Origin of the sequence: Planococcus sp. S3-L1 (assembly GCF_030063085.1) — a bacterium.
In the GTDB taxonomy this organism is placed as follows: Bacteria; Bacillota; Bacilli; order Bacillales_A; family Planococcaceae; genus Planococcus; species Planococcus kocurii.
Genome location: NZ_JASISN010000006.1, coordinates 118,531 through 130,588, shown reverse-complemented (window position 1 = coordinate 130,588; position 12,058 = coordinate 118,531). Strand labels below are relative to the sequence as shown.

Annotated in this window: 16 protein-coding genes; 15 read left to right on the top strand and 1 reads right to left on the bottom strand. The window is 38.2% G+C overall.

Annotated features, from left to right (window positions below; genetic code table 11):
• The first annotated feature begins 4 nt into the window (after positions 1–4).
• The 5 genes from glnA to QMF37_RS08535 all read left to right on the top strand — a co-directional run bounded on the left by glnA (position 5) and on the right by QMF37_RS08535 (position 3,410).
• Positions 5–1,339, top strand: a complete 1,335-nt coding sequence (glnA, locus tag QMF37_RS08555) for a type I glutamate--ammonia ligase (protein ID WP_283477851.1) — start codon at positions 5–7, stop codon at positions 1,337–1,339.
• A gap of 227 nt (positions 1,340–1,566) precedes the next feature.
• Positions 1,567–1,755 carry a hypothetical protein gene (locus QMF37_RS08550; protein WP_058384987.1) on the top strand — a complete coding sequence of 63 codons (189 nt, stop codon included), beginning with the start codon at positions 1,567–1,569 and terminating at the stop codon, positions 1,753–1,755.
• A gap of 145 nt (positions 1,756–1,900) precedes the next feature.
• Complete coding sequence (locus QMF37_RS08545) at positions 1,901–2,332, top strand: hypothetical protein (protein WP_078080523.1); 432 nt, start codon at positions 1,901–1,903, stop codon at positions 2,330–2,332.
• A gap of 60 nt (positions 2,333–2,392) precedes the next feature.
• Positions 2,393–2,587, top strand: coding sequence for a hypothetical protein (locus tag QMF37_RS08540; protein ID WP_078080522.1), 195 nt, complete (start codon positions 2,393–2,395; stop codon positions 2,585–2,587).
• An 88-nt stretch (positions 2,588–2,675) separates the two neighbouring features.
• Positions 2,676–3,410 (top strand): class I SAM-dependent DNA methyltransferase, encoded by a 735-nt coding sequence (locus QMF37_RS08535; RefSeq protein WP_283477848.1) that lies wholly within the window; start codon positions 2,676–2,678, stop codon positions 3,408–3,410.
• A gap of 60 nt (positions 3,411–3,470) precedes the next feature.
• Here QMF37_RS08535 and lexA read toward each other — a convergent pair whose 3' ends face one another.
• Positions 3,471–4,091 carry a transcriptional repressor LexA gene (gene lexA, locus QMF37_RS08530; protein ID WP_058384991.1) on the bottom strand — a complete coding sequence of 207 codons (621 nt, stop codon included), beginning with the start codon at positions 4,089–4,091 and terminating at the stop codon, positions 3,471–3,473.
• Positions 4,092–4,256: 165 nt separating this feature from the next.
• On the opposite strand from lexA, the gene yneA reads away from it, so the two are divergent.
• The 10 genes from yneA (at position 4,257) to QMF37_RS08480 (ending at position 12,058) form a co-directional block, all read left to right on the top strand.
• Positions 4,257–4,574: a cell division suppressor protein YneA gene (gene yneA, locus QMF37_RS08525; protein ID WP_058384992.1), complete on the top strand. Its 318-nt coding sequence runs from the start codon at positions 4,257–4,259 to the stop codon at positions 4,572–4,574.
• A complete protein-coding gene (locus QMF37_RS08520) occupies positions 4,571–5,224 on the top strand; it encodes a YneB family resolvase-like protein (RefSeq protein WP_058384993.1) in 654 nt (217 codons plus the stop codon). The genes yneA and QMF37_RS08520 overlap by 4 nt, the downstream gene beginning before the upstream one ends.
• Before the next feature lie 58 nt (positions 5,225–5,282).
• Complete coding sequence (locus QMF37_RS08515) at positions 5,283–5,516, top strand: DUF896 domain-containing protein (protein WP_058384994.1); 234 nt, start codon at positions 5,283–5,285, stop codon at positions 5,514–5,516.
• An 87-nt stretch (positions 5,517–5,603) separates the two neighbouring features.
• A complete protein-coding gene (gene tkt, locus QMF37_RS08510) occupies positions 5,604–7,607 on the top strand; it encodes a transketolase (protein ID WP_283477840.1) in 2,004 nt (667 codons plus the stop codon).
• Between the two features lie 130 nt (positions 7,608–7,737).
• The gene (locus tag QMF37_RS08505) at positions 7,738–7,980 is read left to right on the top strand and encodes a YneF family protein (protein WP_058384996.1); all 243 of its coding nucleotides are present in this window, start codon (positions 7,738–7,740) and stop codon (positions 7,978–7,980) included.
• A 223-nt stretch (positions 7,981–8,203) separates the two neighbouring features.
• Positions 8,204–9,118: a tyrosine-type recombinase/integrase gene (locus QMF37_RS08500; protein WP_283477838.1), complete on the top strand. Its 915-nt coding sequence runs from the start codon at positions 8,204–8,206 to the stop codon at positions 9,116–9,118.
• 553 nt (positions 9,119–9,671) lie between these two features.
• Entirely contained in the window at positions 9,672–10,055 is a 384-nt protein-coding gene (locus tag QMF37_RS08495; RefSeq protein ID WP_283477836.1) for a hypothetical protein, read from the top strand.
• A 5-nt stretch (positions 10,056–10,060) separates the two neighbouring features.
• On the top strand, positions 10,061–10,306 hold the full coding sequence (locus QMF37_RS08490; RefSeq protein WP_349307300.1) for a DUF3102 domain-containing protein: 246 nt from the start codon (positions 10,061–10,063) through the stop codon (positions 10,304–10,306).
• A gap of 159 nt (positions 10,307–10,465) precedes the next feature.
• The gene (locus tag QMF37_RS08485) at positions 10,466–11,485 is read left to right on the top strand and encodes a hypothetical protein (RefSeq protein WP_283477834.1); all 1,020 of its coding nucleotides are present in this window, start codon (positions 10,466–10,468) and stop codon (positions 11,483–11,485) included.
• 225 nt (positions 11,486–11,710) lie between these two features.
• Entirely contained in the window at positions 11,711–12,058 is a 348-nt protein-coding gene (locus QMF37_RS08480) for a hypothetical protein (protein WP_283477832.1), read from the top strand.

Here is a 12,058-nt window from a genome sequence, read left to right as displayed (position 1 = left end):
GAACATGGGCAAGTATTCAAAAGAAGACATTCACCAATTAGTAAAAGAAGAGAACGTTAATTTTATTCGTCTGCAATTTACAGATATTCTTGGAGTCATCAAAAACGTTGAAATACCGACATCCCAATTGGACAAAGCACTCGATAACAAAATGATGTTTGATGGATCTTCTATCGATGGATTTGTACGCATCGAAGAATCGGATATGTATTTATTCCCAGACCTTGATACTTGGGCAGTGTTCCCATGGATTACAGGCAAAGGGAAAGTAGCGCGCTTAATCTGTGACATTTATAGCCCAGACGGCACGCCATTTGCTGGAGATCCGCGCACTAATTTAAAACGCGTATTAAAAGAAATGGAAGAGTTAGGATTTACGCATTTTAACCTAGGACCAGAGCCAGAATTTTTCTTGTTCAAACTTGATGAACGAGGCGAACCATCATTAGAACTAAATGACCACGGCGGCTATTTTGACTTAGCACCGATGGACCTTGGCGAAAACTGCCGACGCGATATCGTTCTAGAACTTGAAGAGATGGGCTTTGAAATTGAAGCTTCTCACCACGAAGTAGCACCAGGACAACATGAAATTGACTTTAAATACGCAGATGCAATAAAAGCCTGTGACGACATTCAAACCTTTAAGTTAGTTGTTAAAACAATTGCGCGTAAACACGGATTGCATGCAACCTTTATGCCGAAGCCATTGTACGGTGTAAGTGGTTCAGGAATGCACATGAACGTTTCATTATTTGACGGAGACCGCAACACATTCCTTGATGAAGCGGGCGACTTGAAACTAAGTGAAACAGCTTACCAGTTTATTGCAGGTATTATTGAGCACGCTAAAGGCTATACAGCTATAACAAATCCACTTGTAAACTCGTACAAACGTCTAGTTCCAGGTTACGAAGCACCTTGTTATATTGCTTGGTCTGGCCAAAACCGTAGCCCGTTAGTACGTATCCCATCATCACGCGGTTTGTCTACACGTGTTGAAGTACGTTCAGTTGATCCAGCAGCAAACCCGTACCTAGCAATGGCGGTACTATTAGGTGCAGGTCTTGATGGCATCAGAAGAAAACTAACGCCACCAAAAGCAGTAGACCGCAACATTTACATGATGAACCAAAAAGAGCGTGAAGCAGTCGGTATTGAAGATCTGCCAAGCACTTTGTATAACGCACTACAAGAGCTACAAAAAAATGAAATTATGACAAAAGCATTAGGCGAACACATTTTAAATAATTTCGTCGAAGCGAAAGAAATTGAATGGGACATGTTCCGCACAAGCGTCCACCCGTGGGAACGTGAGCAATACTTGAAAATGTATTAAGTTGAAAACCGTTGGGGCTCTAAGGCTCCAACGGTTTTTTGTTTCTAGAAAACAACTTCTTCTCCAAATATGTTTGCCAGTGAATCAAAAAAATACGAATTATAAAATCCTAAAGGTTTAAAGCACCTGCAAAAAGGTTATACTAAAATGCAGCCTAAATATTTAGTAACTCGTACTGAATTTTCCTTTGGGTAACCAAAAGGAGGATTTTGTGGGAGGGGATTAAATTGAGGAAAGTACAAGGGCTTTCAAATTTGGTTAATTATTTGGAGTCGGTAAATTATCCACTGGCTGCAGAGCAGATTACAGACTTAATGTCGAAAAGAAAGATTCCGCATCGCAAAGCCTACAAAGATGTCATTATATTTAATTTAGAACATATTGATTGGTGGATTGCTGAGCAGCGGAAACGATGATTAATTAATGAATATGCGAATAAGAGAGGTAGCCTTAATTTTGGTTCTGTAGAGAATCACTATTAAGGTTTTTCTTTTTTGGTAACTTTATACACTTCTATCCGTCTACTGTTATAATAAACTAAAACGGAGGAGAGGGACGGCTATGCGTTTTTTAATGACAATTATCATTTTTTTAATATTTTTTTCAGTTGCAGGCATCGGTGCTTATGTCATAGGACCAGACTTTTCGGCAGATCGTATGGTTGCAGAAGTAACCAAAGAAATGCGGAATAATGGTCAGATGGAAAAAGTAATCGAGTATGTGGAAAGTGATCCGAAAATGCTCGAATACATAGAACAAGTGGAAGTTGCAGAACAACAGGACCAGCCCTTACCATTCCAAACAGCTGGAGATGCTGCCGGTACAGTCATTAAAAAAGTTGGGATAACAGATTTGGCTAAGATGAAGTCTGGAATTGAAGACGGCACGATGTCTGTTGATGAAGTGATTCAAACCTTAGAACAAGATCTAAACGAAGAAGAACTACTAGCTCTCAAAGTGATCGCTTATAAAGAATTATACAAGCAGCAATAACTTTAGATGTGGTAGACTGGTTCACGAAGACAAAGTAACTAGATTAGAGGAGGCCATTATATGAAGACGTTTCGTGTAGAGTTCAACTTTGACCAAGGAAACACCATCGTTCATAAGGTTCAGGCTGTGGATAAAGAGTCGGCATTAAGCAAAATTCCATCCAATGGCACTTACGAAATTTCTAATACGGAAACAGGTAATATTCATCGCATTACAATTAATTTAGTTAAACATATAACAGTCAGCGAAGCTTAAAAGATGTCTTTTTAAACTAGCTGCAGAGAAGGTGCTGCTCCGGTAGCCTCTTTTTTTTGAACAAAACGTTAACTTGAGGAGGAGTAAGATGAACTTTAAAGGACCGAGTGCTTACGAAGAAAAGGACTTTTTAGCAAATTTTCTACTAAGAAGAAATCGTGTAGATAGTCCAAATAATAGCATTGAAAAGCCAGTCATCTATGAGCTGCTTGGAACGGTGCACAACAAACGGATATTGGATTTGGGATGTGGAGATGCTTTGTTTGGGCAAGAGCTGCTACAAGCAGGTACGCAATTTTATCACGGAGTAGAAGGTTCTGAAGAGATGTATAAACTCGCACAACAAAATATTGAGGGCTTACATGCTGAAATGACATTCGCAACGATGGAGTCGTTCGATTTTCCAAAAGAACATTATGATCATGTGACCTCACGCTTGGCAATTCATTACTTGTCAGAGATAGATGAATTGTTTCGTAATGTTCATGCCTCTTTAAAAGAGGATGGAAAGTTTGTCTTTAGCGTTCAACATCCGCTAACCACATCCTCGTTTGCGAGTAAAAAAACAGGAGAAAAAAGAGGGAACTGGATTGTTGACGATTACTTTGTAGAAGGTGAGCGACAAGAACCTTGGATTGATAAAATAGTAGTCAAGTATCACCGCACTACTGAAAGTTATTTTAAAGCGCTGAGAAAAGCGGGATTTAGCATTACGGATCTTCGAGAAGGAATGCCCAATCGACAATACTTTGAAGACCAAGAAGAGTACGAGAGAAGAAAGCGGATTCCGGTTATTTTAGCTTTTAGTTGCAGCAAACAATAAAGTTGTTTACATAATAATAATATAAAAAACACCGAGAACATGTTCTCGGTGTTTTTTATATTATTGAATTTGACGATAAACGCCGACAACTTTGCCGAGAATAGAAACTTGATCAACGATAATTGGATCCATCGAAGAGTTTTCAGGTTGCAGTCGGAAAAAATTCTCTTCACGGAAAAAACGTTTAACGGTTGCTTCATCTTCAGCTGTCATGGCAACAACAATGTCCCCGTTGTTAGCTGTTTGTTGTTGTTTAACAATGACGTAATCCCCATTTAAAATTCCTGCTTCAATCATACTTTCACCCATAATTTCGAGCATAAAGATATGATCATCTTCTGTGCCATAGCTTTGGGGAAGAGGAAAATACTCTTCAACATTTTCAATAGCTGTAATTGGAATGCCGGCAGTTACTTTACCTATCAGCGGTACGTGTAACACTGGACTTTTATCAATAAGTGCTTCATCGGTACTGATTACTTCAATTGCTCTCGGTTTTGTTGGATCTCGTCTAATCAAACCTTTACTTTCAAGGCGTGCCAAATGGCCATGTACAGTCGAACTAGATGCCAGACCAACTGCCTCACCAATTTCACGAACGGACGGTGGATAGCCTTTCAAGCGAACTTCATCTTTTATGAACGTCAGAATATCTTCTTGGCGTTTAGATACTTTTTTCAACAGTTTCACCTCATTTGAGTAATTCTACTTGATTTCTACCAATAGTATACCAACTCGGGCTATGAAATGCAAACATAGGTTCGAATTTTATTGTTGACAAAAACACTTGTTCGCATTAATATGAGAACATATATTCCGAACACACATTCCTAGGAGGCGTTTCAATTGACAACCATCCGACAAAATTCTTTTCTAGTTGCATTTTTTGTTTTAATCATTGTATTTACTTTTTACGCGATTGTGTCTCATAATACAAACAGTGCACAAATGAGCCAAGTTGAAATAGAAGAAGGCGACACACTTTGGACATTAGCTGAATCTTTCAGCGGCAAGACCCCTCATCACGAGTGGATAGAAGATATTATGAAAGAAAATAATCTTTCAACTTCTAAAATTATTGCAGGGCAATCTCTTAAAATTCCCAGTGATCAATTGAAGTTTGCTCCTGATGAAACCATTAAATTTGCAGGTGATGCTGAATGAAGAAAAACGCATTAATTTACTGCCGTGTTAGCACAACTAAAGACACGCAGGAGTCTTCACTAGAAAGACAAGAAGAAGAACTGACGAAATTCGCATATGAACAATCCTATAAAGTTGAAGCTGTATTTTCGGATCAACATAGTGGGTATGAAATGGATCGAGATGGACTGCTAGAAATGTTAAATAGCATCAAGACACAACCAGTTGATGCTGTCTTCATTCAGGACGAAACACGTTTGGGCAGGGGACACGCGCGGATTGCGCTTTTACATGTTATGAAAAAGTACGAAGTTGAGGTTTATACCTTATCAGATCAAGGACCGATTGCATTAAATGATATGGATGACATGGTGCTTGAAATCCTAGCAATCGTAGAAGAATATCAGCGCAAGATACATAATGCCAAAATTAAACGGGGCATGAAACGCGCTGTGGATAATGGCTATAAGCCGGAAAAGAATCTAAAGGGAAAAGGAAATCCTGAAGGCCGCGAACGTCTTGATTTGCCTATTGACCAAATTGTAAGTTTGAAGTCTAACGGCCTGACGTTCAGTGAAATTGCTGTTACGCTACAGGGGTTTGGTTATCAAGCCAGCAAGGCAACGGTTCATCGGCGCTTTAAAGAATACGAGCGACTAATGGAAGACTAAAACATTGCAGAAATCTTACTTTTTTTGTACGATATGAAAAGAAGAAAGGTGGATGTCTATGTTATCACCAGAAAAATTAGCACGTATTAACCAATTGTCTCGCAAGTCTAAAACAGAAGGTTTGTCTAAAGAAGAAGCAAAAGAACAATCTTCTCTGCGCCAAGAGTATTTGCAAACATTTCGCAAAACCATGCGCGGTACAATTGAAAACGTAAAAGTAATTGATCCTGAAGGAAATGATGTAACTCCTGAAAAGGTCAAAAATATTCGAGAGAATAAGTATTTGAATTAAATACTTATTCTCTTTTTCATTGTATTCTTTCCTATTGTTGACTAAACTAGAATAGGATTAAATTTTTGTTTGAGAGAGGATGTTACTATGTCAACCCACGCAGATCAACTTGCAGTAACAACAATTCGTACACTTTCTATTGATGCTATTGAAAAAGCTAATTCTGGTCATCCAGGATTGCCAATGGGCGCAGCTCCAATGGCGTATACATTGTGGACTAAACACATGAACCATAACCCGAAAAATCCGGATTGGTTTAACCGTGACCGTTTTGTGTTATCGGCAGGACATGGTTCTATGCTTTTATATAGCTTGCTTCATCTAAGCGGCTATGGTTTAGAAATGGATGAAATCAAAAACTTCCGTCAGTGGGATTCGAAAACTCCTGGACACCCGGAATTTGGTCACACTGTAGGCGTTGAAGCGACAACCGGACCACTAGGCCAAGGAATTGGTATGGCAGTTGGTATGGCAATGGCTGAGCGTCATTTGGCGGCTACATACAATAAAGAAAACTTAGAAATCATTGATCACAACACATTCGCTCTATGCGGAGACGGTGATTTAATGGAAGGCGTTGCCGGAGAAGCAATTTCTCTTGCAGGTCACTTGAAACTGAATAAATTGGTTGTACTTTATGATAGTAATGATATTTCGTTAGACGGACCCCTTGGAAAAAGTTTCTCTGAAAACGTTCAAAAGCGCTTTGAATCTTACGGCTGGAATTATTTGCGCGTAGATGACGGCAACGAACTGGACGATCTATCTGAAAAAATTGCCCAAGCCAAAGGTTCTTCAGACAAACCAACTTTAATCGAAGTTAAAACGGTTATCGGTTACGGTTCTCCAAACAAATCGGGTAAAGCAGATTCACACGGAGCGCCACTTGGTGAAGATGAAATGAAATTGACGAAAGAGCATTACGAGTGGACATTTGAAGAGGATTTCCATGTGCCAACAGAAGTATACGAAACGTTTGAGCAAGCAACGAAAGAGTTGGGCGCTAAAGCTGAAGCTAACTGGAACGACATGTACAGCCAGTATGAATCAGCACATCCAGAACTAGCAGAACAATTACAAATGGCGATTCGCGGCGAACTTCCGGAGAACTTTGATGCGGAATTCCCGACATATGACTTCGGCAAGAAACAAGCAACTCGTGCTTCTTCTGGAGACATGATTAACGCAATCGCTAAAACAGTGCCTTCATTCTTTGGTGGGAGTGCTGACCTTGCTGGGTCTAACAAAACAAACATCAAAGGCGGCGGTGACTTTGACGCTGACCATCCTGAAGGTCGCAATATCTGGTTTGGTGTTCGCGAATTCGCAATGGGTGCTGCTTTAAACGGCATGGCTCTTCACGGCGGACTTCATGTCTTTGGTGGAACGTTCTTCGTCTTTAGCGACTATGTTCGTCCAGCGATTCGCCTAGCTGCTTTAATGGGACTTCCTGTAACATACGTCTTCACACATGACAGTGTGGCAGTGGGAGAAGATGGCCCAACTCACGAACCCGTTGAACATTTAGCTTCTCTTCGCGCAATGCCGAACTTAAGCGTTGTTCGTCCAGCAGATGCGAATGAAACAAAAGCAGCATGGCGTTTAGCATTAACGGCTAAAACGACACCGACTTTACTGGTGCTGTCTCGTCAAGACTTGCCGATTCTAGAAAACAGCGGCGAACTTGCTGAAGCTGGAGTTAAAAAAGGTGCTTATGTTGTGTCACCTGTTGAACATCCGCAAGCATTGCTATTAGCAACTGGCTCTGAAGTTAGTTTAGCTGTAGCTGCACAAAAGCAATTGGCTGAAGAGGGTATCAACGTATCTGTTGTTTCAATGCCTTCTTGGGATCGTTTTGAAAAACAGGGCAAGGAATACAAGCAATCTGTTATTCCAAAAACGGTTAAAAAGCGTCTTGCAATAGAAGTGGGAACTTCATTTGGTTGGGACCGTTACACAGGCGATGAAGGCGAAATTCTAGCAATCGACCGTTTTGGTGCAAGTGCACCGGGCGAGCGCATTATGGAAGAGTTCGGATTCACTGTTGAAAACGTAGCAAGCAAAGTGAAAAACCTAATCAACGAACAGTAAGATAAAAAATGGAAGCATTTGTTGCTTCCATTTTTTAATTATTTAGCTACTTATAGTCACGATTCTTTTTTTATAGTATAATCCAATGTGGTGTACTACTTATTTACGCAACACGAAGGAGGTAACAAGAATGGATACATGGATCTGGATCGTAATCGTTATCGTGGCTTTACTCGCAGGTGTTGCACTTGGATTCTTTATCGCACGTCGCTATATGATGAAGTATTTGCAAGATAATCCACCAATCAACGAAGAAATGCTACGAATCATGATGATGCAAATGGGACAAAAACCGTCTCAGAAAAAAATCAATCAAATGATGTCTCAAATGAATAAAGCGTCAACGAAACCTGGCAAACCAGCTAAAAAATAAAAAGTAGATGAACACATAAAGAGTACGGACTTCTAATGTTCATTACGCTAAATATGCTGGTTTAACAATCATTTGAGTAAGCTTTTGGTAAGCATAGATTATGCTTCTGGATTTTGGAGTGAATATTCCCTTTATAATTTGTTTGTCATTGGTTAATCTTTCATTTTTATTATAAAAAGCCACCTTTCTGTTGAAACTAAAGCAGAGAGGTGGCTTTTTTTCTATGGAGTTAGAAGATGTATTAAAAGAATATTTATATCATTGTCGAGCAAAAGGATTTACACAAAAAACAATGATTAACAAAAGGCAAGAATTAAAACAGCTAAAAGAGTATTTAGTCCAAAAGCGAGCAATAACCGAATTGGAAAATATAACGGTTCATGATCTCAAAGCTTATGTCAGGTTAAAACAGATTGCAGGGTTGCAAGCTCAAAGTATTGATTCCATGTTCAAAATCATACGAGCATTTTTTAGTTGGTGTGAGAAAGAGGAATACTTAAAAGTAAATATAGCCAGTAAAGTAGAAACTCCTAAAGTTCCTAGAAAAGTTTTAACGGGGTTTACTATGGAAGATGTTCATGCCATGATTGAAGCATTTTCGTACAAAACGTATTTAGAAGCCAGAAATAAAGCGATCATTGCCATGTTAGCTGATACAGGCATTAGAGCAATGGAAATAAGAGGATTGAAAACAACGAACCTGAAAGAGACAACTATCCTTGTAAATGGCAAAGGAAATAAGGAACGTATTGTTTTTATCAGCCCTGCCTTAAAGAGAATCCTCATCAAATACGAACGAATGAAAAAACAATATTTTCGTGATAAACAAATGACAGATGAATATTTTCTTTCGTATACGGGTTCTGGACTCTCACATGTAGCTCTAGACAGCGTTGTCAAAGAAGCAGGGAAAAGGGCAGGGGTGATAGGGAAAAGAATCTCTCCTCACACGTTTAGGCACTTCTACGCTGTTCAATGCTTGAACGCAGGAGGAATGGACGTATACAGCTTATCACGCCTATTAGGACATTCAGATATATCTGTCACGCAACGATATTTGCAGTCAATGAATGACGAACAGCTAATAACAAAAGCTATTAGCTCTAGTCCTTTAATGAGCAACAAGAATAACAAATGATATCAGTAATTTAAGGCACAAAAAAAGAAGGCAAGTGATTACAGTCACTCAACCTTCTTACAACTTAATATAGAATACTCACCCGTATTCAAAACGTACCCTTATGTTATCGCAAAAATTGTGATATTGCAAGGTTTATTAAGTAGTGTCTATTTTCGGGTGTATTCATGAGGGGAAGCCGATAAACCTCATTAATCTTATCGTCAGGTAATCCTTACCACTGCAACCAAAGGATATATCCAACATTAAAGGGGTTTCCTTGTTTACCCCGTTGGAAGAAGGGTGGTAGCCACCTCAAAGGGCTAGATGGGATTATCGTGACATACGTGTCAGCAATTATATTCTGTATTCACTTAGGGCGATAATTAAGTGGGAATATGAGAAGTGAAAGCTTCCAATTAAACAAGGTCGTAGAAACCTCATTAGCGACACATGACGCTAGTTAAAACGGAATTGTTGTCTTACTTTTAGACATGTTTTATTCGTGTCTGAAAGTAAGGCAACAACTCTCGATATTTCCTATTATTGCTCTCCATTCTGCTAGTTGAAAAGCGTGAAAGTCAAGCAACAATACATGAAGGAAGCGATAAATTTTCAGGAGGAAGATAAACAGGAACGTAGAGGACAAGCCGAAACTGATCCCATTAAGAAAGCTAGGATTGCTCAGTTTCTTAAAGAGTATTGGGGAGTACGGAATGGGATCAATCAGTATAAGAGGGTTCCCCATAATGGGGAAGGCAAAACATCATCAGATATCGCTGAAACTATTGGAGCACAACCAAAACATTTAAATCGAATATTAAAGTTGAACAAGTTAATCCCACAGATTCAGCAATTAGTGTCATCTAAGCAACTTGGGACTACTGCTGCTGAACAGTTGGCTTATTTGTCTGAGGGTGAGCAGGTGAAGCTATCTTTGAGATCGGTAAACGATTGAAACATGTGAAGGAAAATGATTTGGTGCATGGTGAGTTTGGCAAGTGGTGTGAATCTATTGGAATACCTAAAACTGAAGCAAGCAGATTTATAACAGTGTATCAGGAGGTTGGCAATTCAAAATTGGGTACGTACACAAACATAAAGTCGACTTTAGGTATTGAAGCTTTATATCAAATAGCAACCATGCCAGAGGATCAACGTACAGAATCACATACGATTCCATCTACAGGTGAGAGTAAGACGGTTTAAAAAAAGTTGAATAATGATGTCAGATTTTATGGATTTTGAACATATAATATAGAGGTAAGGTAATTTAAAAACTGAAATACATAGATGAAATTAATACTCTGAGCTTTTTGTAGTCCTCTAACTATTCGAGGGCATACACAAAAGAGAAGAGGAAATAATATGAGATTTGTAGAAAAAATTAAGGCGCATCAAGAAGGCAGGTATGATTTAGCTACTGAGTTAGTTAAATTAGCTTTATCAAACATGGTGAAAACTGAGATGGTTTGTACAGAAGTTGTGCAAGCATTTTATAACGAGGAAAGAGGACACTATACAGAAATTTTTAATAGGTGGCGTCCCAAATACCCAGTAAAAAAAGATGTTGCTGAATATCATATGGCTAGAAACATTAAAATATGGATTTCACGATTTACTAAAAAGGCAAATGGTATGAGGAAAAAAGAAAAATTTGAAGGAACGCAACTTGAAATACAAGATTTTGATGCTCTTGAGTTTATTTATAAAATCTTGGCTGATGTAGGTCATGAGTTTTATAAAGATGATTTCGATAAAATACCTCAAAGCGTTTATCGAGCAATAGAAAGTAAATTTGGTTGGGACATCTATGATGATTTTAGGTCGGAGCTAAGAGAGTTTCAAAATATCCTTCCTGCAATCAATAGAGTAAAGAAGAAACTAGAAGATCAATACACACCATTAATTATAGAGTCATTAAATGAGGTTCTTCCTAAAGTTGATCTTACTAGAACAGAAGAGGAAATTATTGGATTCATTGCTATCAGCACAAAACGTAAAGTTGACCGCAAGCTAACTAAGTTACTCGGCACAAAAGTACACAATATCAAAGGCGAGAAATATTATCTTACTAAAGATGAAATAAGAAAGAGTAAATTTATTAAAACTGCTGCTGAGAGTATTTTGAAGATTGATGAAAATAAGCTCACTACTAACCAATACAGCTTTTATCATTCGCTAAAGAGTAAAATTCAAAAAGAGATTAATGAATTCAATATTGAGCCATTCACGTTTAATGAAAATGGATATGTCATAGGATTCAATAAACGATATTTTGCTAAACAGATGGACATTAAAGAATCAGCGTTTAAAAATAAATTGGCACGTATGAAAAAGAAATCTGCACTAAATGATGAAAATAAGGCAATTATTAAGCAACAATAAAACGTAACACTTATTGTGTATAATTAGGTTTATTGTAGGGGTAAAAGGTGAAACTTTTACTTTCAAATACTACACATAAAGACAAAAAGAGTTATCAAGAACTCGTCTTGTTTTTTGCCATTATAGTTCCCCCATTAGAATCCCTAAACTCCATTAGGGGTTCTTTTCTATGCTTATTAATCAAAAATTTCAATAAAACATTTAAATGAAAAGAGGTCATGTTACATGGCAGAAATTAATCAATATGGATATCAAAAAATTCGTGAGTTTGTAATTGCAAACTGGAAATACCTAGAGGTACGTACACCAACAGGAGTTGTATTAAAACGTTTTAGCGTTACAGACGGTCTAACTATTACAGGCACATCAGCAAGCGCAGAAATTGAATATAAAATTGTAATTAGTGGAAACGATGCAACATTCATTGGTCAGTCAGTTGGCAAGTCAGTTTTGTTTGATGCTGCTACAGGCGGTTCAGCAATCGCTACAGAGACATTTTCAACATTTTTATTTGAATCTGCTGAGGACGAATTAACAATTATCCATAAATTACAAGTACCTAAAGTATTGTAG